The following is a 23,648-nucleotide window of genomic DNA, read 5'->3' as shown; positions in this document are numbered from 1 at the left end:
TGGGCGATGTGCCTTTTCCGGGACACGAGAACGTCAGCCGATAGCGGCACCGTACTCCGCGTCGGTGACCGGCTCCAGCCAGGTCGAGTAGACGCCGTCGAGCGCTTCCTGCATGGCGATGTGGCACATGGCGTTGGTCGGCGATGCGCCGTGCCAGTGCACTTCACCTGGCGGAATCCAGACGGTGTCGCCGGGACGGATTTCCTGGACCGGGCCGCCCTTGGTCTGAACGCGGCCGACGCCCGAGATCACGTAGAGCGTCTGCCCGAGCGGATGGTGGTGCCAGTTGGTGCGTGCGCCCGGCTCGAATGCGACGCGCGAGACGTTCAGCCGCGCAGGCGCAGGGGCCATGTTGATGGGGTCCTGCCATACGGTGCCGGTGAAATGTTCCTTCGGCGCGCGGCGGGTCGGCCGCGTGCCGGCGAGCGTGATGTCCATGAGGTACCTCGTTCCTTTTCCGTTACTTCTTGCTGGCGGCGTAGCGCGCCTTGGTTTCGGCGTTCATGGGGTAGAGGCCGGGCAGCACAGCGCCATTGTTCACCTCGTTGACGATCCAGGCTTCCATCCGCTCCTGCTCGACACCCTCGGCCAGCACGTGATCGAGCATCGCCTGCGGAATCAAGACGCAGCCGTCCTGATCGGCGACCACGATGTCGTTCGGGAATACCGCAACGCCGCCGCAGCCGATCGGTTCGCCCCAGCCGACGAAGGTCAGGCCCGCAACGGAAGGCGGCGCGGCATAGCCGTCGCACCACACCGGCAGGTTCGTGCCGAGCACGCCCTCGACGTCGCGGACGACGCCGTCGGTGACCAGCGCGGTGACGCCGCGCTTGACCATGCGCGCGCACAGGATGTCGCCGAAGATGCCGGCATCGGTGATGCCCATGGCATCGACCACGGCGATGCAGCCTTCCGGCATCGCCTCGATCGCGGTGCGGGTCGAGATCGGCGACGACCAGGATTCGGGCGTCGCCAGATCCTCACGCGCCGGCACGAAGCGGAGGGTGAAGGCCGGACCCACCAGGCGCGGCAGGCCAGGGCGGAGCGGACGGGCGCCGCGCATCCACACATTGCGCAGCCCCTTCTTCAGCAGGACCGTGGTGATCGTGGCGGTTGTGATGCCGGCGAGGGTCTTGCGGGCTTCGGGGGACAGCGACATGGACGATAACGAGCTCCGGATAGGCGGGAAAGAACGCGCGCATCTTGCGAGCCGCAGCCCTTGCGTCAAGGGCCAAGAGGGCCCCCAATTGCGCAGGGCCGCTGAGCTGTTATGCGACGCGATAACAAGGCTTTATCGGCTCCCCTTGCATTAATTTATTGGACTTGCGGGCCCATTTACGCGAAGCAGGGTGACGCGGAACTCAACGTCGAGCCCGCGCACTTCCAAAAGCCCGATTTCGACAGCTCTTCGACAGCTCAATGGCCGCGACGCTCCCCCCGCCCCGCCTTCTGCCCAGTGGCGACAGCGCCGTCACGGTCGAGTTCAGCCGCACCATCGACGACGACGCCAACCAGCGCGTGCTGGCGCTCGACAAGGCGCTCGCAGCGAACCCCATCGACGGCATCACCGAGACGGTGCCGACCTATCGCTCGCTGTTGGTGCACTACGACCCCGAAAAGATCGGTTTCGATGCGCTCGGCGAGAAGATCCTCCCGATCGCCACCCGGCCGCTGCCGCCGGTCACCAAGGCGCGCCGCTGGCGCATTCCCGTCGCCTATGGCGGCGAGCATGGCATCGACCTCGAGGACGTCGCGAAGGCGCTCAACACCACGCCCGACGACATCATCGCCCGGCATACGGGCGGTGATTACAAGGTCGCCATGATCGGCTTCACGCCGGGCTGGTCGTATCTCAGCGGCCTCGACAAATCCCTGCACATGTCGCGGCGGCAGTCGCCGCGGTTGCTGACGCCGGCCGGCACGATCTCGATCGGCGGCATCCAGGCCGGGATCCAGTGCCTGGCCGCGCCGAGCGGCTGGCACCTGCTGGGCCGCACCCCGGTGCGAACCTATCAGCTCCACCGCAATCCAACCTTCCTCACCGAACCCGGTGATCGCGTGACATTCTTCGCCATCGACCACAAGACGTTCGAGGAGATGGACCGCGCGGCGGAAGCCGGCGAGCTCATCGCCGAGCAGGTGGCCGCATGAGCCGGCTCGTCGTCGCCAGCATCGGGCCGGCGAGCTCGGTCCAGGATGGCGGCCGCCTCGGCGCACAGCGCTATGGCTTGACGGTCAGCGGGGCGATGGACCGCCTGTCGCTCGCGGCGGCGAACACGCTGGTCGGCAACGAGCCGTTCGCGGCCGCCGTCGAGATCGGCCCGTTCGGCGCCTCCTTCACCGCCCGCGACGGCGCGGTCCGCATCGCGATATCTGGCGCGCCGCGCAACGCGGACATTGCAGGCAACCCGGTCGCGATGGACACATCGGTGACGCTGAAGGACGATGAGACGCTGACGCTGGGCTTTGCCCGCGGCGGCGCCTTCACCTATCTCGCGATCGAGGGGGCCATCAAAGGCGAGCCGATGTTCGGCAGCCTCGCGGTCAATGCCCGCGCCGGCCTCGGCAGCCCCTACCCGCGCCCGCTTCAGGCCGGCGACGAGTTCACCGTCGATCCTGCGAGCGGTGCGCCGGAGCTGCGCATCGAATTGCCCAAGCCTGCGACAGGTCCGATCCGGGTCCTGCTGGGTCCGCAGGATGACGAGTTCGACGAGGCCAACAAGGGGCTGTTCCTGGACAGCGAGTGGAAGATCTCGGCAACCTCCGACCGCATGGGCTACCGGCTCGAAGGTCCCGCCATCAAGCATCTGCACGGCCACAACATCGTCTCCGACGGCACCGTCAACGGCAGCATCCAGGTGCCCGGCAACGGCGCGCCGATCGTGCTGATGATGGATCGCGGCACTTCCGGCGGCTATCCGAAGATCGCGACCGTGATTACGGCCGATGTCGGCCGCCTCGCCCAGACCCCCGCGGGAACCGCGTTCCGCTTCAAGGCGGTCAGCATGGCCGAAGCGCAGGACGAGGCGCGCAAGTTCGCACAGTTGATCCGCAGCCTGCCCGATCGCCTGCGCTCCTCCGACACCGTCGCGCTCAACATCGAGGCGCTCAGCGATGCTAACGTGGCGGGCTATGCGGTCAGCGCGGTCGATGCCGGGACCTGGCAGGTCACGGCCGAGCCGGAAGCGACAACAAGACCAGAGGCGGAGAGCACCCCATGAAGACAGTCGATCTCAATTGCGACCTCGGCGAGGGTTTTGGCGCGTGGGAGATGGGCAACGACGCCGCGATGATCGAGCTCGCAAGCTCGGTCAACGTCGCCTGCGGCTTCCACGCCGGCGACCCCGACATCATGCGCCGGACGGTGGAGCTGGCGAAGGCGCGCGGCGTCTCGGTCGGCGCGCATCCCGGCTATCGCGATCTGCACGGCTTCGGCCGGCACCCGATCGCAGGGCTGAAGGCCTCCGAGATCGAGAATCTCGTCGCCTACCAGATCGGCGCGCTGCAGGCGATCGCAACCGCCGCCGGCCACAAGGTGACGCATGTGAAGGCGCATGGCGCGCTCTCCAATGTCGCCTGCGAGGACGACATGACCGCGAAGGCGATCGCCGCCGGCATCAAGGCGGTCGATCCCAGCCTGATCTTCGTCGTGCTCGCCAATTCGAAGCTGGTGAAAGCGGGCGAAGCGGCCAATCTGCCGATGGTGCACGAGGTGTTCGCCGACCGCGCCTATGAGGACGACGGCAACCTCGTCTCGCGCAAGAAGCCCGGCGCGGTGCTGCACGACGCCAAGGCGATCGCCGACCGCGTGGTGCGCATGGTGCAGGACGGCGCGGTGGTCTCGGTCACTGGTAAGGTGATCAAGATGCGCACGGATACCGTCTGCATTCACGGCGACACGCCGGGCGCGGTGGAGATTGCGCGCGGTGTGCGCGAGGCGTTGAAGGCTGCAGGGATCGAGGTGGCACCGTTCAAACGCGGGTGAGGCCTTCCGTCATTCCGGGATGATGCGAAGCATCAGACTATGGTGCGCAATTGCGCACTTGATAATCTCGAGGTTCCGGGTTCGACTTCGCCGCCCCGGAACGACGATTCAGAACGGATGCACCGAGAGCGTTCCGAACACGATCGCCGCGATGACCGCAAACGCGCTGTAGAGCGCCAGATGATGGGCGTTTGCCCGGGTCTGCCGCGAGAGCGAGCGCGCGTAGAAGTGCAGCCTGGCTTCCGCCGAAAGTTCGCGCATGGTCGATCTCCAACGCCCCATTTGCGGGAGTATGAGGGATCAAACCGGGCGGGAGGTAAGATGGCGGCGGAAATAGCGATGCGCCTCCTGCGAGGCGGCCGTCTCGCAGACGTAAATTCTCTTAGGGCCGAGGTTCCGAGAATCTTATTCGTTCAAATCCGAGCCAGTCGGAACCGGCTCGGATAATGGTGAGCGGTGGCGGTCAGTACACATCCGCCTGGAAGCGGCCGGTCTTCTTGAGCTCGGCGACGAACCTGACGGCCTCATCCGTCGAGCGTGCCCCGAACTGGGCGACGATGTCGACCAGCGCGCGCTCGACGTCCTTGGCCATGCGCTTGGCATCGCCGCAGATGTACAGATGCGCGCCTTCGGCGAGCCAGGTCCACAATTCGCGGCCGACTTCGCGCATGCGGTCCTGCACGTAGAACTTCTTCTCGCCGTCGCGCGACCAGGCCAGCGACAGGCGCGTCAAGAGCCCCGAGGTCTTCATCGCGTTGAGCTCGTCCTGGTAGAAGAAGTCGCAATCGCTGCGCTGATGGCCGAAGAACAGCCAGTTCTTGCCGGGCGCACCGGTGGCCTTGCGGTCGAGCAGGAAGGCGCGGAACGGCGCGATGCCGGTGCCGGGACCGATCATGATGATCGGCGTCTTCGGGTCCTGCGGCAGGCCGAACCCGTGCGCCTTCTGCACGTAGACCCTGAGCTTGTCGCCCTCATTGATGCGCTCGCCAAGGAAGGTCGAGGCGACGCCGAGCCGCCTGCGCTTGCCGATGACGTAGCGTACGGAGTCCACCGTCAGCGACAGCCTTCCAGGCGTCGCATTGTGCGAGGACGAGATCGAATAGAGCCGGGGCTGGAGCGGCTCCAGCGCCTCGACGAAGGCCTCGGGATGCGGCCGCGTGCCGGAAAACTTCTGCAGCCCCGCCATCACGTCGAGGGTGGCGGCATCGCCATCGGGATCCTCGCCCTGCGCCAGTGCCCGCGCCTTCTCGCGGGTCGCGCCGCCGGTGATGAAGGAGATCAGCTCGAACAGCGAGTCGGGTGCCGGCGACAGCGAGACGTCGTCGATCAGCACCTCGCGCAGCGTCTTACCGTTGACTTTCGTGGTATGGGAGGCGCCGAGCAGCGCGATGATCTGGTCGACCAGGCCGACATCGTTGCGTGCGAACACGCCGAAGGAATCGCCGACGACGTAGTCGAGCTTGCTCTCGGAGAGATCGAACTCGACGTGATAGGTCTCCTTCTCCGACTTCCCCCTGTTGAGAAGACGGCGCGACAGGAAGGTTGCGGTGACGGGGTTGTCGCGCGAGCGGCCTGGCTCTGCGATCGTCACGGTGACGGCCGGCGCCGCCGGCTCCGGCCTGTCGGCTGGTTTGGCCACCGGGGCCTTGTCGAGTTCCTCGTACAGCGACTTCAGCATCCGCGCGGTTTCCTTGCCGCCGGGGACGCAGAGATTGAGCCGTGCTTCGCTGCGGCTCGCGATCGCCTCTGAATAATCGTGGCAATTGTAGCCGCACTGGCCGCAGTCCTGCTGCGCCATCGCCGCCATCATCTTGCGGCGCAGGGGTCGTCCCTCGGCGAGTTTCATCCGCTCGGCGATCGGCATGGTCTGGTCGTGCCACGGCGCTTCGCCATCGTCGCCGTCGCCGGCTGCGCCCTGCATGACGGCCGCGCCCTGCTCCGCCGACAGCGGCGCGGCGACGTCGGGCGACAGCAGCCCGGCAAAGAAGCCGTTCAGCCAGGAGCGCTGCGCATCCGAGAACGGTGCGCTGGCGGGAATGATGTCGAGCTTGGGCGGAGGGGTGAACTGGTTCATGCGGACACCTGTGCGTCGGCCAGCTTGCGCAGCGTCTCGCCGTCATGGCGGCGCGCAAAAGACAGGAACGTTTCTTCGGGAGACGAGCGATGGGCGATATAGGCCTTGAGCAATGCTTCGACCGTCTTCGGCGCGTCCTCGGCCTTGAGGTCGTGATAGACCTCCTGCCCGACATCGGCATCGGGACCGAATCCGCCGCCGGTGAAGAGGTGATAGCCCTCGACGGTGTCCTCCTCATTGATCGGCACGCGCGCGCCGATCAGGCCGATGTCGCTGATGTAGTGCTGCGCGCAGGAATGGTGGCAGCCGGTGACATGGATGTTGACTGGCTTGTCCATCGCAACGCGCGGCTCGCACCAGTCGCCGATCTCTTCGGCATGGCGCTTGGTGTTCGCCGCCGCGAAGCGGCAGCCGGCATTGCCGGTGCAGGCGATCAGGCCGGCGCGGATGTGCGAGGCCTCGACCGCGAGCCCAATCTGTTTGATCGCGGCAATGGCGAGCTCGACATTCTCCTCGCGCACGCCCGAGATCAAAAGGTTCTGCCAGACGGTCAGGCGGATCTCGCCGTCACCGAGGTCGCGAGCGACCTTGGCGAGGCCCCGCATCTGATCGGAGGTGAGCTTGCCGAGCGTCAGCGATACGCCGATCCAGTTGAGGCCATCCTGCTTCTGCTTGTGCACGCCGATATGCGCCATGCGGTCCGCCGCAGGGCGCGGGAGAAACGCCTCTTCCGGCACGCGCGTGAACGGCGTCTTCAAGCGCTCCTCGACCAGCTTGAGGAAGCCGTCATGGCCCATGGAGTCGAGCACGTATTTCAGCCGCGCCTTGTTGCGGTTGGTGCGATCGCCATGCTCGATGAACACGCGCACGATGGCGTCGGCGACGGCGGTGGCCTGCTCCGGCTTGACGATGATGCCGGAATATTTCGCAAAGTCTTTGTGACCGGTGATGCCGCCGAGGCCGAGCCGGAACCAGACGCCAGGCTCGACGCCGAACCCGTCCTTCACTTCGTAGGCGGTGAACGCGATGTCGTTGGTCTCCTCGAGCACCGCGATCCTGCCGGCACCGTCGAAGGCGACGTTGAACTTGCGCGGCAGGCCGTAGAGCGAGCGGTCGTTGAGGATGTGGTAGTGCCACTCGCGCGCATAGGGCCGCGTGTCGATCAACTCCTGCGGATCGATGCCGGCCGTCGGCGTTCCCGTCACGTTGCGGATGTTGTCGGCGCCGGAGCCGCGCGAGCACAGGCCGAGGTCCTGGATGCCCTCGATCAGCTTCACGGCATTCTTCGGCGGAATCTCGCGAAGCTGGAGGTTGGCGCGCGTCGTGACGTGGCTGTACGGCCCGCAGAGTTCGTCGGCGAGATCGGCAAGGCCCGACAGCTGCCAGTGCTTCATGATGCCGTTCGGAATGCGCAGGCGGCACATGTAGGAATCCTGCGTCGGCGCGACGTAGAAGATGCCGTAATAGCGCCAGCGGAAATTGTCCGCCGGGCTTGGCGGGGTGTTGTCGAGCGCCTGCTGGCGCAACCGCGGATACGCATCGAACGGATGCTCGTCGCGCTTGATCTTCTCCTGGTCGGCGAGCTTCTTGCCCGACGCGACCACCTTGTCCTGCGCCTTGATGTGCACGGCATCGGGGCCAACAGGCTCGGCATTCGCCTTGCCGGCACCCGCGCCGAGACCGCGGCCGACCCGGCTGATCTGCAAGCCAGTCGTGAAGCCTTCGAGATAGCGTTTCTGCTCGTCGGTGAAATCGACTGAGAGCGTTTCGATTTTCATGGTCGGTAACGAAGCTCCTGCGGCCACCAAAGTGGCGTCGACGGAAATTGTGCGACCCGCGGGGAACTCGGCCGGCTCAAGAGCCCGCTTCGCAGCCCGACGGTCCATTCAGCTTCGTTGCTGTGGGACTTGGCTCAGCAGGCACCTATGACAAGCTGGCCGCACTGCAACATTCAAGTTGCGTGCCAGCTTGATCGAAATAAAAAGCTTCGTAATATCAGGTGATTAGGAAACGCCCCCGGGGAATGCCGGGCTGAGAACGCTCCCGAAATTCGAGCAATCAGCCCAAACATTAGCCAACGAACTTACGTGCTCGAAAACGAAGCAGATCCGAATCAGGCCTTCCAGCGTCCGACCTCGAAAGCCTCGAGATGCCCACGGATGTTGCCGGAATCGAAGGCAGGCCCGGCGAAGGCGCCGAACGCTGCTGGAGCTTCAAGAGGCGCCGTGCTGCCCAGGGCTGCGTCGTAAAGGTCGGGCCTGAACACCGCCATCGCCGTCTTGACGCCATCAGGGGTCAGGGCCGTTTGCCCCCAGCGCACCATCTGGGCATAGAGCCAGGCGGCCTGGACCGGGTCGGGGCGCCCTGCCCCTTCGCGCCCAACGAGGAGGTAGCGGCCGCTTTCGCGGAAGATGCCATCCGGCGAGATCTTGAGGCGTCCGGTGAGGGTGCGCTGGATGACCTCGGCATCGACGCCGATCCGCTCCGGCTGGGCCAGGATCTGCGCCGCCTCGATGCGGTTCTCGGGATGCTCGATGAACTCGGCGGCTTTCACGGCCGCACGCACCAGTGCTGCGACCACGTCCGGATTCTTGTCGGCCCAGGCCTGGCGGACGGCCAGCACCTTCTCGGCCGCACGGACCAGGATGTCGGAGACGAAATGCAGGATGTGACCGATGCCGAGATCGACCGCGATCGAATTCCAGGGCGCGCCGACGCAGAACGCATCGACATGGCCGTTCTTGAGGCTGTCGACCATGAAGGGCGGCGGCAGCACCACGAGGCGCACGTCCTCGTCGGGATCGACGCCTGCCGCGGCCATCCAGAACCGCAATTGATAATTGTGGGTGGAGAACGGGAAGGTCATGCCGAAGGTCAGCGGCTCGGCCCCTGTCTTGCGCCTGATGGCAACCACCTTCGCCAGCGCCTTCGCGGTCGCCATCGGGTCGAACCGATCGCCATCGATCTCCACCATCAGTGCGGCATGGAGCGCCGGCGACACCGTGATGGCATTGCCGTTGATGCCGAGATTGAAGGGCGCGGCAATCGGCACCTTGACGTGGCCGAGACCCAGCGAGGACGCGATCGCCACGGGCGCCAAAAGATGCGCGGCGTCGAACAGGCCGATGTTCAGCTTGTCGCGGACGTTGGACCAGGACACCTCGCGCACCAGCTCGACGTCGAGCCCTTCGGCTGCGGCAAATCCCTTGTCGACGGCGACGATCAGCGCCGCAGCATCGACCAGCGGAATGAACCCGATGCGGAGGGGAACGGTCATTTCAGCATCTCCGACGCGGTGATGATCGACTGTGCGATCTCGCCGATTTTCTTCTTCTCGCGCATCGCGGTGGAGCGCAGCAGCACATAGGCCTCGTCCTCGGTCAGGCCCTTCACCTTCATCAGGATGCCCTTGGCGCGTTCGATGATCTTGCGGTCCTCGAGCTGCGACTTGGTCCGCTCCAGTTCCTCCTGGAGCTTGGCGAAGGCGTTGAAGCGGGACACGCAGAGGTCGAGGATAGGCTTGATACGCTCCTTCTTCAGGCCGTCCACGATATAGGCGGACACCCCCGCCTCGACCGAGGCCTGGATCGAGGCTGAATCGCTCTGGTCCACGAACATGGCGATCGGCCGCTTCACGGCGCGGCTGACCTGGAACATCGCTTCCAGCACGTCGCGGCTGGGGTTCTCCAGGTCGATCAGGATGATGTCGGGATCGACCGCATAAATACGGGCGAGCAGGCTCTGCATCTCGCTGATATGGACCACCTGCGTGAATCCGGCCTCGCGCAATCCCTCCTCCAGGATCGCAGCCCGGATCGGGCTTTCGTCGACGATCACGATTTTGGGTGACTGTTCGGCGCTCATGGCTCACTCGCGGCGGGTGATTCATCCATAGCACGCCGGTACGCCCTGCAAAGGGTTGTAATTATGGGCAATTGGGACTAGCTCAGGCCGGTCAATCAGGCAGTTCAGATATGGATCAGACGGCTGCGCCCAAGGTCAGCTTCGTGTCGCTCGGGTGTCCCAAGGCATTGGTGGATTCCGAGCGCATCATCACGCGCCTGCGGGCGGAGGGTTACGAGCTCGCCCGCAAGCATGACGGGGCTGACATCGTCATCGTCAACACCTGCGGCTTCCTCGACAGCGCCAAGCAGGAATCGCTCTCGGCGATCGGCGAGGCCATGGCCGAGAACGGCAAGGTGATCGTGACCGGCTGCATGGGCGCGGAACCGGAAGCGATCGAGCAGGCCTATCCGGGCGTGCTCTCGATCACCGGCCCGCAGCAATATGAGAGCGTGCTCGATGCCGTGCATCGCGCGCTGCCGCCGGCGCACAATCCGCATGTCGATCTGATGCCCCCGCAGGGCATCAAGCTGACGCCGCGGCATTACGCCTATTTGAAGATCTCCGAGGGCTGCAACAACCGCTGCACCTTCTGCATCATCCCGAAGCTGCGCGGCGACCTCGTCTCGCGTCCGGCCAATGACGTGCTGCGCGAGGCCGAGCGGCTGGTCGGCGCCGGCGTCAAGGAACTGTTGGTGATCTCGCAGGACACCTCGGCCTATGGCGTCGATCTGAAATATGCCGAGAGCCCGTGGAAGGACCGCCAGGTCCGCGCCAAATTCCTCGATCTCGCGCGCGAGCTCGGCGAGTTCGGCGCCTGGGTCCGGCTGCAATATGTCTACCCCTACCCGCATGTCGACGAGATCATCGCGCTGATGAACGAGGGCAAGGTGCTGCCCTATCTCGACATCCCGTTCCAGCATGCGAGCCCCGAGGTGCTGAAGGCGATGAAGCGGCCGGCGGCGCAGGACAAGACGCTGGCGCGGATCAAGCGCTGGCGCGAGGAATGTCCCGATCTCGCCCTGCGCTCGACCTTCATCGTCGGCTTTCCCGGCGAGACCGATGCCGATTTCGTCTATCTGCTCGACTGGCTGGATGAAGCCGAGATCGATCGCGTCGGCTGCTTCAAATACGAGCCGGTCGCCGGCGCCACGTCGAACACGATCGAGAATCCGGTGCCGGAAGAGGTCAAGCAGGAGCGCTACAACGCACTGATGGCCCGCCAGCAGAAGATCTCGGCACGCCGGCTGAAGCGCAAGGTCGGCACGCGCCAGCAGGTCATCATCGACGAGGTCGGCCCGACCGTCGCCAAGGGCCGCTCCAAGGCCGATGCGCCGGAGATCGACGGCGCGGTGTACCTGTCGAGCCGCCGCCCCCTGCGTGTCGGCGAGATCGTCACGGCGAAGATCGAGCGCGCCGACGCATACGATCTGTACGGCAGCGTCGCGGGGTTCTGACGGCGTTTCGCGCGCACTGACCGCGTCATGGCCGGGCTCGTCCCGGCCATCCACGCCTTGACGCGCGATACGAACGCATGACGACCTTGTATTAATGGCCGTATGCGATAGCGCAGTCGCTAACGTTGCTGGACCGTCATGTCGCTTCTCCCCACGCCCGCTGTTGTTCAGCGCCGCCGGGAAGCCCGCATAGACTGCCATCTGCATGATGATCTCCACGATCTCGTCGCGAGACAGCCCGACGTTCAGACCCGCCTCGATGTGCACTTTGAGCTGAGGCGCGGCATTTCCGAGCGCCGTCAGCGCGGCGATCGTCGCGATCTCCCGATCGCGGAGGCCGAGGCCCGGGCGGCAGTAGATGTCGCCGAAGGGAAACTCGATCACGTATCGCGCGAATCCGGAGCTATGTCGGCGAGTGAAGCGACGACCTTTTCGCCGGCACTGCCGTAGCACGACAGCAGAAGATTTCGGCGCGCCGGCTGGACGGCAGCATCGCGGGATCCGAGCTTCAGGATGCCGCCAGCCATTTCGGCACCCAGCGCTCCGGCCTTGGCGCGCGAGCGAGATCGGCCTGGGCCTCGGACAATTCTGCCGGTTCGCCGTCGATGGTTGGGCGCACATCGTACTCGAAGCTCGGCATGATGCGGCCGTCGACATAGAGGCCGAACTTCATCACGTACCACAGCCCAAGCTCTGGCTGCGCGCGGCGCATCTCCTCGCGCAGATCGCGCAGCAGGGACTCGATCGCGCCTGCTTCCTCGAACGGCTGCGGCCCGCGCGAAAGCACGCGCGCCTCATACTGCCTGCCGACGATCGCGACCTCGAAGCGCGTCTGGTCCCAGGGGTTCTTGCCCTTCGGCAGATGCGCAGCGAGTCGCCAGCCGAGCTCGGCCATCAGGCGGTGATTAGCCCAGTAGTCCTCGCGATCCCGGCTCCATTTTTCCACGAAGCCGCGGAAGTCGGGCAGCTCCGGCGCACCTTCTTCAGATGTCGACTTGTCGCCAGCCGGCTGCCCGGCGAGCCACTGCGCAAGCTCGACCGTCTGACACGGGACATCCTCGTGCGGCCGCAGATCGCTCCAGGCGCTGTCGAACTGCCGCGACGTCAGCCTGGCGAGCAAAGCATCGAGGCTTGGCGCCAGCAATTCGTAATCGCCCTCCGACCCCAGTCCCACGATCGGCGGATTGTCGCGGTCGAGACCGGCGCCATACCAGCCGCCGACGGCAGAGCCGTCCGGCAATCGCATGAACAGCGAGAACCTGTCGCGCAACGGACTGCCGTCGACGATCGGCGCATGATCTGCGAACTGGCCTTGCAGAGCGAAGCAGCCGACGCTGCCCCAGGGACGTCCCTCGAGCCAGCCGGCAAAGTCGACCAGCAGCCGCGGCGCGTCGATGCCCGGTGGAAATGCGCCGCGAATGCTGTCGAGGTCGATCGGATAAGGCGTGTCGGACAAGGCTGCAAACTGTCTGTTGGTCCCGCCCTCTTGGTCCGAGCCGCCGTGCGTCCGGTTCGAACCAAGTCGCGTATCTCGATCACAAACGCGCCAGCGATGCGATGGTTTCTGCGGGGCGGACAATGAAATGGCGAGAGATCGCCGGTATCGGGATCGGACGATGCGCGCGCCGGTGACCGCATCGCTTCGCTCGCACGCTTCGTCGTCTCGACTGCCGCAGCGCCATGCGGGAGACTGTCTGCGGAACCTATTGTGACACTATAGTGCATTCACGCAGAGGTCACGGACTCGGCCTAACTCTGCCCGCGCTTTTCAACGCGAGCGAGGAACGAGGATGAGCCTCTCGGGTATGCTGCGCACACAGCGCTTCGACGATTACCGCTTCTACCACCAGAGCACCGTCAACCAGACGCTGCATCTCTTCAGCGCCGTGATCTTCCTGTTCTGCTACGCGCTGCTGTTCATAGACCCCGCGCTCGCCGGCATCGTCGGCTGGCTTGCGATGCTGACGCGGCAGACCGGGCATTTCTTCTTCGAGCCGAACGGCTATGACGCCGTCAACGGCGTCAGCAACGAGTACAAGGAAGCGGTCAAGGTCGGCTACAACCAGACCCGCAAGATCATCTTGCTCTTCGTCTGGGGCAGCGCCCCGATCGCGCTGTATTTCCATCCGACGCTGTTCGGGCTTTTCGATGCGCCGGCCGGGCGTCTCGACTTCATCCGGCATGTCGGCACGCTCTGGCTCGCGATCGGCATCGGCGGCGGACTTGCGCGCATGCTCCAGCTCTTCGTCACGCGCGACCTCACGACCGGCCCGGTATGGGCGTTCAAGGTGCTGACCGACCCGTTCCACAACATTACGCTGTACTGGAATTCGCCGCTCAAGCTGATGCGCGGCGAACTGATCGACACCGCGATTGCGGACGCGGATTGGGGCGACGAAGACGCCGAGGAAGCCGCCCACCTGACCTGACCGATGCACGCCAAGCGGGTGCTCGGCTGAACGCCCGCTTGACAAGCCCTGGCATTCGCATGTATTGCCCCGCCCCATGATCAACCGGACCAACCAGCGCACCGCAATGCTCCGTCGTCGCTCCCGCGACGATGAGAGGGTGCGCCATGTCCGACGACGCCGCTGAACCACTAGAATTCAGCCAGGTTTTCGAGAAGGCCGCACCCGCAAGGTGCGGCCTTTCTGCTTTTTGCGCCCTTTTTTCCACCCGCCTCCAGAGGAGTTCGACATGACGACGCATCCGTATGACGCGCTGATGGACATCACCGCACGGCCCAAGGCCGTGTTCGTCCGCGGCGCCGGCTCCTACCTCTGGGACGACAGCCGCAAGCGCTATCTCGATTTCGTGCAGGGCTGGGCCGTGAACTGTCTCGGCCACTCCCCGCCCGCGGTCGCCGACGCGCTTGGCGCGCAAGCCAGGCGGCTGCTGACGCCGAGCCCGGCGTTCTACAACGAGCCGAGCCTCAAACTCGCGCAGGCACTCGTCGAGAACAGTGCTTTCGATCAGGTGTTCTTCGCCAATTCCGGCGCGGAGGCCAATGAAGGCGCGATCAAGCTCGCGCGGAAATATGGCAGCGTGCACAAGGGCGGCGCGTTCGAGATCATCAGCTTCGAAGGCGGCTTCCATGGCCGGACGCTCGCGACGATGTCGGCTTCGGGCAAGAAGGCATTCGAGCCGCTGTTCGAGCCGAAGGTCGCGGGCTTCAAGAAGGCAAAGCTCAACGACATCGCCTCGGTGGAGAAGCTGATCAACGACAACACCGTCGCCGTGATGCTCGAGCCGATCCAGGGTGAATCCGGCGTGTGGCCCGCGACCGACCAGTTCCTGCAGCAGTTGCGCGCGCTCACCGAGGCGCACGGCCTGCTGCTCATTTTCGACGAGATCCAGACCGGCATGGGTCGGACCGGCAAGCTCTTCCACTATGAGCACACCGGGATTGCGCCCGACATCATGACGCTCGGCAAGGGCATCGGCGGCGGCGTGCCGCTCGCCGCGCTGCTGGCGACCGAGCGCGCGTCCTGCTTCGAGCACGGCGACCAGGGCGGCACGTTCAACGGCAACCCGATCATGTGCGCGGCGGGGCTTGCGGTGCTCGAGGAGGTCGGCAAGCCGGACTTCCTGAAGGCGGTCAGCGAGACAGGCCTCCTGCTCGAAAGCGAGTTGCAGAAAGTCTCGGCCCGGCACGGGCTCGGCGGCGTACGCGGACGTGGGCTGTTGCTCGCGCTCGATCTCAAGCTGCCGATCGCGCCGGGCATCGTCGCGCAGGCGTTCGAAGCCGGCGTGCTCCTCAACGCGCCGCAGGTCGACACGCTGCGCTTCATGCCGGCACTGAACGTCACGAAGGCAGAGATCGCCGAGATGATCGATTGTCTCGACGGGATTCTGACCAAGGCCGGCGCTGCACGGCGCGTGGCGTAGACGTGGTGGTCTCGTGCCCCGGACGCAGCGCAGCGCCTCTTCGGCGGTGCGCTGCAGAGCCGGCGCCCATCTCTCCGCAGTGCGTGTTGCATCTGGGTCCCGGCTCTGCGCCGCAACGCGCGCGCGTTGCAACTTGTCGGGGACACGAGAGTGGATCTGACGGAAAGACTACGGCTTCAGGATCGAGGCGCCCGTGGTCTTGCGGCTTTCGAGATCGATGTGCGCCTTGGCGGCGTCCTTGAGCGCATAGGCGTGGTTGATCGGCACGTGCAGCTTGCCATTGATGACGGCGGCGAACAGCGTGTCGGCACCCTCCAGCAACTCCTTGCGTGTGCCGACATAGTCATTGAGCTTCGGCCGGGTCGCGAACAGCGAGCCGTGATTGTTGAGCTCGGCGATCGCGAACGGCGGCACCGGACCTGAGGCATTGCCGAAGGAGACGAACATGCCGCGCGGCTTCAGGCAGGACAGCGAGCCCGGGAAGGTCACCTTGCCGACACCGTCATAGACGACGTCGCAGCCCTCGTTGCGGCTGATCTGCTTCACGCGGGCGACGAAATCCTCCTCGTTGTAGAGGATGACGTGATCGCAGCCATTGGCTTCCGCAAGCTCGGCCTTCTCGCGCGAGCCGACCGTGCCGATGACATGCGCGCCGAGTGCCCTCGCCCATTGGCAGGCAAGCAAGCCGATGCCGCCGGCGGCGGCATGAATCAGCACGCGGTGATGCGGCTCGACCTTGAACGTCTTGTGCAGGAGGTACCAGACGGTCAGCCCCTTCAGCATCAGCACGGCACCCTGCTCGTAGGTGATGTGGTCGGGCAGCTTAACCAGCTTCTCCCAGGGGATGTTGCGCTCGCCGGTATAGGCGCCGAGATTGTGATAATAGGCGACGCGATCGCCGGGATGAAAATTCGTGACGCCAGGCCCGACCGCGACAACTTCGCCCGCAGCCTCGTTGCCCGCGATGAAGGGCAGCCCCGGCGCCTTGTAGAGGCCGGTGCGGTAATAGACGTCGATGAAGTTGAGGCCGACCGCATGCTGGCGGATACGCACCTCGCCCGGCCCGGGCGCCGGCACGTCGACGCTCTCATAGACCAGGGCCTCGGGGCCTCCGACCTTGTGCACGCGGATGGCTTTGGTCATCATTTGACCTCCTCTTCTCGCGACTGAGCGAAAGCCATCGCGCCAGCCTTGTCAACTCGGGGCCGGCCGCGACGATCAAGCAGACGACTTGCCGGCTTTCCTGCGGTTGCGCCTGGCCAGCACGTTGAAGAATTCCACCGCCGCCGAAAACGCAATCGCGAAATAGATGTAGCCGCGTGGAATGTGAAACGCCAATCCGTCCGCGACCAGCGCGACGCCGATCAGCACCAGGAAGGCCAGCGCCAGCATCTTCGTAGTCGGATGCTCCGCGACGAATCGCGACACCGGGCCTGACGAAATGTACATGATCAGGCACGCGATCACGACGGCAGCCACCATGATCTCTATGTCCTGCGCCATGCCGATCGCGGTGATGATCGAATCCAGCGAGAACACGATATCGATGACGATGATCTGGACGATCACCCAGAAGAAGGCGCTCCCGCCGGACCTGCGGTCGCCCTCGCCCTGATCGGCCTCGACCTCGGCGTGAATTTCGTGCGTCGCCTTGGCGATCAGGAACAAGCCGCCGCCGATCAGGATGAGGTCGCGCCAGGAGAAGTCGTAACCTGCAAAAGAGAACACAGGCGCGGTCAGGCCGATCAGCCAGACCAGCACGCTGAGCAGGATGATGCGGAACACCAGCGCCAGCGCAAGCCCGATCTGGCGCGCGCGATGCGCCTGCTGCTCCGGGATGCGGGAGACGATCACCGAGATGAAGATGACGTTGTCGATGCCGAGCACGATCTCGAGCGCCGTCAAGGTCAGCAGCGCCGCCCAGGCTTCGGGGCTGGCAAGGAGCTCCATCATGCGAATGATTTCCCGAGCCGGATCAAGGCGTCGCTGAGGCTGATCCAGAGCGCGATGGCGCAGAGCACGAGCGTCACGCCGGTTCCGACGCGGAAATCCATCGCCAGCACGTAGAGGGCGAGCACGGCCCAGATCGCCATCAGCGACATGGTCAGCCAGCGCAGCCGTACGACGCGGACCGGATGCAGCACATGGAACGGCACGAAGGTCAGCACGACGAGTGCGGCCACCAGCAGCGTCGACCACAGCGGCGGCCAGTGCAGCAGGAACAGATAGAACGCCGCCGCATTCCACAGCGCGGGGAAGCCGCGAAAATGATTGTCGTCGGCCTTCATGCGAAGGTCGGCGAAATATAACGCGCTGGTGACGATGATGGCGATGCCGAGCAAGGGCGCTGCGACCGGCAGCAGCAGGCCGCTGGCCACGATCGCATAGGCGGGGACGAAGACATAGGTGACGAAATCGACCACCAAATCGAGCACGTCACCCGACCAGTTCGGCTGCACGTTCTTGACGTCGAGCCGGCGCGCGATCGGTCCGTCGATCGCATCGATGACGAGGGCAATGCCGAGCCATTGAAACATCGCCGCCCAATGCTCGCGGACGGCCTCCAGCATGGCCAAGAGCGCGATCGCCGCACCGAACGCGGTGAAGATGTGCACCGAGAGTGCCGCGGCACGGACCGCGGCGGTCGGCTTCAGGGAATCCTCTTGGCTGTCCATGGCTTCTGCTATCAGAATGGGGCCGATTTGCACATCCGCCATTGCGGCGCGCCGTCGCACAAGTCCCCGCCGCTCCGGAAAAATAGGTGGGCTTGAATTTGCCGTGGGTCGTGTCAAATGTCGTTCCATGGCAGACGCATCGACACTCCACGACGCGGCCGTGATCGGCGGCGGACCAGCGGGACTTGCAGCGGCGATCGCATTGGCGCAGTCCGGTGCCCGGACCGCGCTGGTGGCTCGGCGCGTGCCCTATGCCGACAATCGCACCACCGCGCTGCTCGGAGCCTCCGTCGATCTCCTGGAAGGCCTCGACGTCTGGCCGCGCTGCAAGGACAAGGCGGCCGCGCTGGAGATCATGCGCCTCGTCGACGACACCGGCCGGCTGTTCCGCGCGCCGGAGGTGCGGTTCTCCTGTCACGAAATCAGCCTCGATGCGTTCGGCTACAACATCGACAACCGTTCGCTGATGCTGGCGCTGGAACAGCGCGCGGCCGAGCTGGCCAACCTCGTCCGCTTCGATGACGAGGCCGAAAGCGTCGTCATCGAAGCCGACGACGTCGCGCTGCGCACAGCCTCCGGTCAGTTTCTCTCGGCCCGCCTTGTGGTCGGTGCCGACGGCCGGCACTCGCTGTGCCGCGAGGCCGCCGGCATCGAGGTGACGCGGCGCGAGCTGAACCAGACCGCGCTGACCTTCAACGTCGGCCACGCACGGCCGCATCGCAATGTCTCGACCGAGTTCCACACGCCGCATGGGCCTTGCGTGTTCGTGCCCCTGCCCGGCGATCGCTCCAGCATCGTCTGGGTTTCGGCGCCCGCGGAAGCCGAGCGGCTTCGCGGCTTGAGCGACGAGGAGCTGTCCGCCGCGATCGAGAAGCAGTCGCATTCGATCCTGGGACGCATGACGGTGGAGCCCGGGCGCAACCTGTTCCCGCTCGCGATCGAACGTCCAAAGTCCTTCGGCCGCGACCGCATCGCGCTGGTCGGCGAAGCCGCCCATGTGGTTCCGCCGATCGGTGCCCAGGGCCTCAATCTCGGCCTGCGCGACGCCGCCGACATTGCGCGGCTCGCGAACGACGCCATCGCCTCGGGGCAGGACCCCGGCGCGGACGAGATCCTCAGGCGCTACGACCGCGCGCGGAGGCCTGATATTTTGAGCCGCACCTTTGCGATCGACATCGCCAACCGCTCTTTGCTCAACGATTTCCTGCCGCTCCAGCCGGTCCGCGCCGTCGGCATGCACCTGCTCGGCGCCATCGGCCCGCTCCGGCGCTTTGCGATGCGCGAAGGGTTGACGCCGACCTGGCGGCGGTGACGGCAAGCTGGCCCGGCCGGCCCTTACGGGAACGCCAGCCGTCCGGTCTGGAGCAGCCACATCACACTGGTCAGCGTGACCACCGAGGCGAAGGTGCCGAGCAGCACTGCCACGGAGGCGGATTCGATCCAGGCGTCATTTTGCCGGGCGATCACGAACACGTTCAGCGCCGGCGGCAGCGAGGCCATCAGCACGGCGGTGGCCGCCCAGGGCTGTGCGAACGGACCGAACGCCAGCATCAGCCCGAACGCTGCGAGCGGATGAATCAGGAGCTTGACCGCGATCACGCCCGGCACCTCCCACGGCACCCGATCGAACGGGCGCAGCGCCACGGTCACACCGAGCACGAACAGCGCGGTCGGAGCGGCTGCGTTCTGGAGGAAGATGATGGTGCGGTCGAGCGCGACCGGCAGCTCGATATGGAGGGCGGCGACCGCGGCGCCGAAGCAGGCGGACATGATCAGCGGATTGAGCACGATCTGCTTCAGCACGACGCCGAAGGCGTGGACGAGCGAGGGATGGTCGCGGTCGGAAAGCTCGATCAAGAGCGGCACGATCGTGAACAGGAAGATGCTGTCGCAGCAGAAGATCAGCGCCGTCGGCGCCGACGCCTTCGGCCCCAGCACCGCGAGCGCCAGACCCGGCCCCATGTAGCCGATATTGCCGTAGCCGCCGGACAGACCCGCGAGCGTCGCCTCGCGCAGCGTCAGCCGGCCCAAGACCTTGCCAACGACCAGCGCCAGCGTGAACGCGGCAACCGTCGACAGCGTCGTCGCCACCAGGAATGGCGGGTTGTTCAATTCCGAAAACGGCGTCTTCGACATGATCGCGAACAGCAGCGCCGGCAGCGATACGTAGAGCAGGAAGAAGTTCATCCAGGCGAGGCCCGATTCCGGGAGGGATTTGACCTTGCCGCAGGCGAAGCCGACGAAGATCAAGCCAAAATAAGGCAACGCCAGATTGAGGATATCGACCATTGATGAAGTGTTTTCTGAAGGCTTGGGCGCTATCCGCCCCGGAAACGAAGGTTAATTCCAGACGAGGGCACTAGCATCGGCCACAATCCTGGTCTATCGACGGGGAATGATTAAAACGCGGACCGCGAAATTCCAGATCGGACAGGTCGTTCGCCACCGGATCTTCTCGTTCCGGGGGGTGATCTTCGACATCGATCCGGAATTCAACAACACCGAGGAGTGGTGGCTGTCGATCCCCGAGGAGGTGCGGCCCAACAAGGACCAGCCGTTCTATCACCTGCTCGCGGAGAACGCGGAATCGGAATATGTCGCCTACGTCTCCGAGCAGAACCTCTTGCCCGACGATTCCGGCGAGCCGGTCCGGCATTCCCAGGTCGCCGAGATCTTCATCAAGGACAAGGCCGGCGGCTATCGCCCGCGCAACTCGTCACTGAACTGATCGTCGCCGGAGGGCGGCAAGCAAAAAAGGCGCTCGAAACGAGCGCCTTTTTCATATCGGAATCTGGCCTGATTACTTCTGCGCGGTCGGAGGTGACCCGGGCGCGCCACCCTGCTGCTCGAGCTTCTTGCGCTGCTCGTCGGCCTTCTTCTGAAGCTCTTCCTGGAGCTTCTTCTGGGTTTCCTCGAACACCTTCGGGTCGGTCGGCGGACCATCATAGGCCTTCTGGAATTCGCCGGCGAGTGGCAGCGGCAGGGTCAGCGGCGCGCCGTTGGCGTTGATCGCCTGGACAACGAGATTCTGCCCCTTCTTCATGTTGTTGATGAGCTCGGGCGTGGCCTCGTAATCCGACATGCAGCCGTTCTGGAAGCAGATCACGTAGGGCTGCTGCAGCGGCGGGTTGTTGTCCACGATGATGCGGGTGCCGTGCACGAGCTGCATGCCGAGCGGCAGCGTCACGCGCAGGATCTTCTTGGGCTCTCCTTCCGGCTCGATGATGACGGCCGCGATGACCGGCTGTCCCGATTCGATGCGGCCATCCTTGCCGGTGAAGCAGACCTGCTTGGCGTTGGCATCCTGGCCCTTGAGACAGAACTTGGTCCAGGGGGCGTAGATCAGCTGGATCTGCTGGTCGGCGGGCTGGGCCGCGCCCTGCTGCCCGGGAGCGCCCTGGGCGGGAGCCTGCTGAGCCTGCGGAGACGCTGCCGGTGCCGGAGCCTTGGGGGCAGCCTTGGGAGCCGCTTTCGGAGCCGGAGCCGCTTTGGGTGCGCCCGGGGCTGGCGCAGGGGTCTGGGCCTCGGCGGCAAACGGAATGGCCAACGCCGTCGCCGTCAACAGGGCGAGAAGTCGCCCGCGCGGCCGGACGGACGCGGCCAAATAACGGAAATTCATTGCGGAAAACCCTTTCTGAACGGGAAGTGCCCGAACCGCTCCGAAGCGCCGAACCTGGCCGCCTTGGGCGCGGCTCTCTCCCCGTCAATTGAGGCGGATAGGTGACGGGCTCGACGCTCTTGCGCGATTGCCGCCTTTTAACGTGGCCGACGAAAAGATCAATGCCGACAACCGCCTTTGGCCGGCTTGGCGCCAACGCCCCACCAAATTCCCTGTGATAGGATTCAGGCCCGCCGGTCGTCGAATCACCGTGTGCCGATGTTCATGTTCCAGTGCCTTCTCGAAGGCTTCGGCGTCCGCCTCTGCGTTCTCGCCCTCGCTGTGGTCACCGGACTTTCGGCACGCGCCGCCCGGGCGGAGGAGGCTCATGCCATCGCCATGCACGGCAAGCCGGCAATGCCGGTCGACTTCACCCACATGCCCTACGCCAACCCCGATGCCCCCAAGGGCGGCCGCTTGACCTGGGGTGTTCTCGGAACCTTCGACAGCCTCAATCCCTTCATCGTGAGAGGGTTGCCCGTACAGCAGATGCGGGGCTACGTGGTCGAGAGCCTGCTGGCACGCGGCAATGACGAGCCGTTCACGCTCTACGGCCTGCTCGCCAGGACGGTCGAAACCGACGACGAGCGGAGCTTCGTCACCTTCCGCCTCGATCCGCGCGCCCGCTTCTCCGACGGCAGGCAGGTCGCGGCCGAGGACGTGCTGTTCTCCTGGCAGCTGCTGCGCGACCACGGCCGCCCCAACCTCCGGCAGTATTACGCCAAAGTTGTCAAGGCCGCGGCGCTCGATCCCCTCACCGTCCGCTTCGATCTCGCAGGTGCCAACGACCGCGAGCTGCCGTTGATTCTCGGCCTGATGCCGATCCTGCCGAAGCACGGAATCGACGTCGCGACCTTCGAGGAGACCACGCTGACGGCGCCGGTCGGCTCGGGCCCTTATCGGGTCACGGCCGTGAAGCCCGGAGCCAGCGTGACGCTCACCCGCAATCCCGACTATTGGGGCCGCGACCTCGCCATCAACCGAGGGCTCTACAATTTCGACGAGATCCGGCTCGATTATTTTCGCGAGGCCAACGGCCAGTTCGAAGCGTTCAAACGCGGCCTCTACGATTTCCGCATCGAGCACGAGCCGCTGCGCTGGCACGACGGCTACGATTTTCCAGCCGCGCGAAGCGGCGAAGTGATCCGCGACACCGTCAAGCCCGGCGTGCCGCAACCTTCCGAATTCCTGGTGTTCAACACCCGCCGTCCGATCTTCGCCGACATCCGGGTGCGCCAGGCCCTGACGCTGCTGTTCGATTTCGAGCTGGTCAACCGCAACTACTTCTTTGGCCTCTACTCGCGCGTCGCCGGCTATTTCGCCGGCTCGGACCTGTCGGCCTATGGCCGCCCGGCGGATGCACGCGAACGCGAGCTGCTCAAGCCGTTCGCCGCACGGATTCCGCCCGATATCATGGATGGCAGTTATCGCCTGCCGGTCACCGACGGGTCGGGCCGCGACCGCACCACGCTGCGCGCCGCGCTAAAGCTGTTGTCGGAGGCCGGCTACGAGCTCAACGGCAACGTGCTGCGCAACCGCGCGACCAAGGCGCCCTTCACCTTCGAGATCATGGTCACGACCCGCGATCAGGAGCGCATCGCGCTCGCCTTCCAGCGTGACCTCAAGCGCGCCGGCATCGAGCCGACCGTTCGCTCGGTCGATCCCGTGCAGTTCGACCAGCGCCGGCTCGCTTACGAGTTCGACATGATCCAGAACCGCTGGGACCAGTCGCTCTCGCCCGGCAACGAGCAATATTTCTATTGGGGCAGTGCTGCCGCGGACAATCCCGGCACCCGCAATTACATGGGCGCCAGGGATCCCGCGGTGGATGCCATGATCGCCGCCCTGCTGGAGGCCCGTGAACGTACGGATTTCGTCCCGGCGGTGCGGGCGCTCGACCGCGCTCTGATCGCGGGCTTCTACACAATCCCGCTGTTTAACGTCTCCGAGCAATGGATCGCGCGCTGGAATCGGATAGAACGGCCCAAGGTCACCTCGCTCTCGGGCTATTTGCCGGAGACCTGGTGGTCGAAGAGGCAGCCGCAAGCTCATCAAGCAAAGTGACGCC

At 65.3% G+C, this 23,648-nt stretch carries 22 protein-coding genes and 1 pseudogene; 9 read left to right on the top strand and 14 right to left on the bottom strand.

Annotation, left to right across the window (positions count from 1 at the left end):
* Positions 1-33 precede the first annotated feature (33 nt).
* Together EHH60_RS04775 and EHH60_RS04770 are read right to left on the bottom strand one after the other, a co-directional pair.
* Complete coding sequence (locus EHH60_RS04775; protein WP_124158286.1) at positions 34-438, bottom strand: (R)-mandelonitrile lyase; 405 nt, start codon at positions 436-438, stop codon at positions 34-36.
* A 22-nt stretch (positions 439-460) separates the two neighbouring features.
* A complete protein-coding gene (locus EHH60_RS04770) occupies positions 461-1,159 on the bottom strand; it encodes a ribonuclease activity regulator RraA (RefSeq protein ID WP_027550912.1) in 699 nt (232 codons plus the stop codon).
* Between the two features lie 260 nt (positions 1,160-1,419).
* On the opposite strand from EHH60_RS04770, the gene pxpB reads away from it, so the two are divergent.
* From pxpB to EHH60_RS04755, 3 genes are read left to right on the top strand one after another with little or no spacing between them, the layout of a single operon-like run.
* Positions 1,420-2,151 (top strand): 5-oxoprolinase subunit PxpB, encoded by a 732-nt coding sequence (gene pxpB, locus EHH60_RS04765; RefSeq protein WP_124158285.1) that lies wholly within the window; start codon positions 1,420-1,422, stop codon positions 2,149-2,151.
* On the top strand, positions 2,148-3,221 hold the full coding sequence (locus tag EHH60_RS04760; RefSeq protein ID WP_124158284.1) for a 5-oxoprolinase subunit C family protein: 1,074 nt from the start codon (positions 2,148-2,150) through the stop codon (positions 3,219-3,221). The genes pxpB and EHH60_RS04760 overlap by 4 nt, the downstream gene beginning before the upstream one ends.
* Complete coding sequence (locus EHH60_RS04755; protein ID WP_124158283.1) at positions 3,218-3,985, top strand: LamB/YcsF family protein; 768 nt, start codon at positions 3,218-3,220, stop codon at positions 3,983-3,985. The genes EHH60_RS04760 and EHH60_RS04755 overlap by 4 nt, the downstream gene beginning before the upstream one ends.
* A gap of 108 nt (positions 3,986-4,093) precedes the next feature.
* Here the strand turns inward: EHH60_RS04755 and EHH60_RS04745 are convergent, their stop codons facing one another.
* From EHH60_RS04745 to EHH60_RS04725, 5 genes are all read right to left on the bottom strand, one after another.
* Positions 4,094-4,246, bottom strand: a complete 153-nt coding sequence (locus tag EHH60_RS04745) for a hypothetical protein (protein ID WP_035677849.1) — start codon at positions 4,244-4,246, stop codon at positions 4,094-4,096.
* A 202-nt stretch (positions 4,247-4,448) separates the two neighbouring features.
* On the bottom strand, positions 4,449-6,059 hold the full coding sequence (locus tag EHH60_RS04740; RefSeq protein WP_124158282.1) for a sulfite reductase subunit alpha: 1,611 nt from the start codon (positions 6,057-6,059) through the stop codon (positions 4,449-4,451).
* Complete coding sequence (locus tag EHH60_RS04735; protein WP_124158281.1) at positions 6,056-7,837, bottom strand: NirA family protein; 1,782 nt, start codon at positions 7,835-7,837, stop codon at positions 6,056-6,058. Before EHH60_RS04735 ends, EHH60_RS04740 begins: the two co-directional genes overlap by 4 nt.
* Positions 7,838-8,172: 335 nt before the next feature.
* Positions 8,173-9,336 (bottom strand): CmpA/NrtA family ABC transporter substrate-binding protein, encoded by a 1,164-nt coding sequence (locus EHH60_RS04730; RefSeq protein WP_124158280.1) that lies wholly within the window; start codon positions 9,334-9,336, stop codon positions 8,173-8,175.
* The gene (locus tag EHH60_RS04725) at positions 9,333-9,923 is read right to left on the bottom strand and encodes an ANTAR domain-containing response regulator (protein WP_124158279.1); all 591 of its coding nucleotides are present in this window, start codon (positions 9,921-9,923) and stop codon (positions 9,333-9,335) included. The genes EHH60_RS04730 and EHH60_RS04725 overlap by 4 nt, the downstream gene beginning before the upstream one ends.
* 110 nt (positions 9,924-10,033) lie before the next feature.
* Here EHH60_RS04725 and rimO point away from each other — a divergent pair, with 110 nt between their 5' ends.
* Entirely contained in the window at positions 10,034-11,359 is a 1,326-nt protein-coding gene (rimO, locus tag EHH60_RS04720) for a 30S ribosomal protein S12 methylthiotransferase RimO (RefSeq protein ID WP_124158278.1), read from the top strand.
* 165 nt (positions 11,360-11,524) lie between these two features.
* Here the strand turns inward: rimO and EHH60_RS04715 are convergent.
* A pseudogene (locus EHH60_RS04715) lies at positions 11,525-11,820 on the bottom strand (carboxymuconolactone decarboxylase family protein); the annotation flags it as partial.
* Positions 11,821-11,867: 47 nt separating this feature from the next.
* Positions 11,868-12,815 carry a hypothetical protein gene (locus EHH60_RS04710; protein ID WP_124158277.1) on the bottom strand — a complete coding sequence of 316 codons (948 nt, stop codon included), beginning with the start codon at positions 12,813-12,815 and terminating at the stop codon, positions 11,868-11,870.
* A gap of 334 nt (positions 12,816-13,149) precedes the next feature.
* Between EHH60_RS04710 and EHH60_RS04705 the strand changes: the two genes are divergently transcribed.
* Both EHH60_RS04705 and EHH60_RS04700 read left to right on the top strand, forming a co-directional pair.
* Positions 13,150-13,788: a hypothetical protein gene (locus EHH60_RS04705; protein ID WP_124158276.1), complete on the top strand. Its 639-nt coding sequence runs from the start codon at positions 13,150-13,152 to the stop codon at positions 13,786-13,788.
* A 268-nt stretch (positions 13,789-14,056) separates the two neighbouring features.
* On the top strand, positions 14,057-15,247 hold the full coding sequence (locus tag EHH60_RS04700; protein WP_124158275.1) for an acetylornithine transaminase: 1,191 nt from the start codon (positions 14,057-14,059) through the stop codon (positions 15,245-15,247).
* A gap of 168 nt (positions 15,248-15,415) precedes the next feature.
* On the opposite strand, the gene EHH60_RS04695 is transcribed toward EHH60_RS04700, so the two are convergent.
* The 3 genes from EHH60_RS04695 to pcsA form a co-directional block, all read right to left on the bottom strand.
* Positions 15,416-16,390 carry a quinone oxidoreductase family protein gene (locus tag EHH60_RS04695; RefSeq protein ID WP_124158352.1) on the bottom strand — a complete coding sequence of 325 codons (975 nt, stop codon included), beginning with the start codon at positions 16,388-16,390 and terminating at the stop codon, positions 15,416-15,418.
* A gap of 75 nt (positions 16,391-16,465) precedes the next feature.
* On the bottom strand, positions 16,466-17,200 hold the full coding sequence (locus tag EHH60_RS04690; RefSeq protein WP_124158274.1) for a TerC family protein: 735 nt from the start codon (positions 17,198-17,200) through the stop codon (positions 16,466-16,468).
* Positions 17,197-17,964 carry a phosphatidylcholine synthase gene (gene pcsA / locus EHH60_RS04685; RefSeq protein ID WP_124158273.1) on the bottom strand — a complete coding sequence of 256 codons (768 nt, stop codon included), beginning with the start codon at positions 17,962-17,964 and terminating at the stop codon, positions 17,197-17,199. The genes EHH60_RS04690 and pcsA overlap by 4 nt, the downstream gene beginning before the upstream one ends.
* A gap of 85 nt (positions 17,965-18,049) precedes the next feature.
* Between pcsA and EHH60_RS04680 the strand changes: the two genes are divergently transcribed.
* A complete protein-coding gene (locus tag EHH60_RS04680; protein ID WP_124158272.1) occupies positions 18,050-19,234 on the top strand; it encodes a UbiH/UbiF family hydroxylase in 1,185 nt (394 codons plus the stop codon).
* A 23-nt stretch (positions 19,235-19,257) separates the two neighbouring features.
* Here EHH60_RS04680 and EHH60_RS04675 read toward each other — a convergent pair whose 3' ends face one another.
* On the bottom strand, positions 19,258-20,211 hold the full coding sequence (locus EHH60_RS04675; RefSeq protein WP_124158271.1) for an AEC family transporter: 954 nt from the start codon (positions 20,209-20,211) through the stop codon (positions 19,258-19,260).
* A gap of 106 nt (positions 20,212-20,317) precedes the next feature.
* On the opposite strand from EHH60_RS04675, the gene hspQ reads away from it, so the two are divergent.
* On the top strand, positions 20,318-20,650 hold the full coding sequence (hspQ, locus tag EHH60_RS04670; protein WP_124158270.1) for a heat shock protein HspQ: 333 nt from the start codon (positions 20,318-20,320) through the stop codon (positions 20,648-20,650).
* A gap of 72 nt (positions 20,651-20,722) precedes the next feature.
* Here hspQ and EHH60_RS04665 read toward each other — a convergent pair whose 3' ends face one another.
* Positions 20,723-21,541 (bottom strand): invasion associated locus B family protein, encoded by an 819-nt coding sequence (locus tag EHH60_RS04665; RefSeq protein ID WP_124158269.1) that lies wholly within the window; start codon positions 21,539-21,541, stop codon positions 20,723-20,725.
* 258 nt (positions 21,542-21,799) lie between these two features.
* On the opposite strand from EHH60_RS04665, the gene EHH60_RS04660 reads away from it, so the two are divergent.
* Positions 21,800-23,644, top strand: coding sequence for an extracellular solute-binding protein (locus tag EHH60_RS04660; RefSeq protein WP_199751303.1), 1,845 nt, complete (start codon positions 21,800-21,802; stop codon positions 23,642-23,644).
* Positions 23,645-23,648: the final 4 nt, after the last annotated feature.

Origin of the sequence: Bradyrhizobium sp. RP6, assembly GCF_003837805.1 — a bacterium.
Classification (GTDB): domain Bacteria; phylum Pseudomonadota; class Alphaproteobacteria; order Rhizobiales; family Xanthobacteraceae; genus Bradyrhizobium.
This window is presented reverse-complemented; position numbering and strand designations above follow the sequence as displayed.

Bases quoted from the DNA above. Each gene is read 5' to 3' on its own strand.
- EHH60_RS04770 (WP_027550912.1), bottom strand. From the start codon at position 1,159: ATGTCGCTGTCCCCCGAAGCCCGCAAGACCCTCGCCGGCATCACAACC.
- EHH60_RS04705 (WP_124158276.1), top strand. From the start codon at position 13,150: ATGAGCCTCTCGGGTATGCTGCGCACACAGCGCTTCGACGATTACCGC.
- EHH60_RS04680 (WP_124158272.1), top strand. From the start codon at position 18,050: ATGGCAGACGCATCGACACTCCACGACGCGGCCGTGATCGGCGGCGGA.
- EHH60_RS04700 (WP_124158275.1), top strand. From the start codon at position 14,057: ATGACGACGCATCCGTATGACGCGCTGATGGACATCACCGCACGGCCC.
- EHH60_RS04695 (WP_124158352.1), bottom strand. From the start codon at position 16,390: ATGACCAAAGCCATCCGCGTGCACAAGGTCGGAGGCCCCGAGGCCCTG.
- EHH60_RS04775 (WP_124158286.1), bottom strand. From the start codon at position 438: ATGGACATCACGCTCGCCGGCACGCGGCCGACCCGCCGCGCGCCGAAG.
- EHH60_RS04730 (WP_124158280.1), bottom strand. From the start codon at position 9,336: ATGACCGTTCCCCTCCGCATCGGGTTCATTCCGCTGGTCGATGCTGCG.
- EHH60_RS04660 (WP_199751303.1), top strand. From the start codon at position 21,800: ATGTTCATGTTCCAGTGCCTTCTCGAAGGCTTCGGCGTCCGCCTCTGC.
- pxpB (WP_124158285.1), top strand. From the start codon at position 1,420: ATGGCCGCGACGCTCCCCCCGCCCCGCCTTCTGCCCAGTGGCGACAGC.
- EHH60_RS04725 (WP_124158279.1), bottom strand. From the start codon at position 9,923: ATGAGCGCCGAACAGTCACCCAAAATCGTGATCGTCGACGAAAGCCCG.
- EHH60_RS04740 (WP_124158282.1), bottom strand. From the start codon at position 6,059: ATGAACCAGTTCACCCCTCCGCCCAAGCTCGACATCATTCCCGCCAGC.
- EHH60_RS04665 (WP_124158269.1), bottom strand. From the start codon at position 21,541: ATGAATTTCCGTTATTTGGCCGCGTCCGTCCGGCCGCGCGGGCGACTT.
- EHH60_RS04675 (WP_124158271.1), bottom strand. From the start codon at position 20,211: ATGGTCGATATCCTCAATCTGGCGTTGCCTTATTTTGGCTTGATCTTC.
- EHH60_RS04690 (WP_124158274.1), bottom strand. From the start codon at position 17,200: ATGATGGAGCTCCTTGCCAGCCCCGAAGCCTGGGCGGCGCTGCTGACC.
- EHH60_RS04735 (WP_124158281.1), bottom strand. From the start codon at position 7,837: ATGAAAATCGAAACGCTCTCAGTCGATTTCACCGACGAGCAGAAACGC.
- EHH60_RS04760 (WP_124158284.1), top strand. From the start codon at position 2,148: ATGAGCCGGCTCGTCGTCGCCAGCATCGGGCCGGCGAGCTCGGTCCAG.
- pcsA (WP_124158273.1), bottom strand. From the start codon at position 17,964: ATGGCGGATGTGCAAATCGGCCCCATTCTGATAGCAGAAGCCATGGAC.
- hspQ (WP_124158270.1), top strand. From the start codon at position 20,318: ATGATTAAAACGCGGACCGCGAAATTCCAGATCGGACAGGTCGTTCGC.
- rimO (WP_124158278.1), top strand. From the start codon at position 10,034: ATGGATCAGACGGCTGCGCCCAAGGTCAGCTTCGTGTCGCTCGGGTGT.
- EHH60_RS04745 (WP_035677849.1), bottom strand. From the start codon at position 4,246: ATGCGCGAACTTTCGGCGGAAGCCAGGCTGCACTTCTACGCGCGCTCG.
- EHH60_RS04755 (WP_124158283.1), top strand. From the start codon at position 3,218: ATGAAGACAGTCGATCTCAATTGCGACCTCGGCGAGGGTTTTGGCGCG.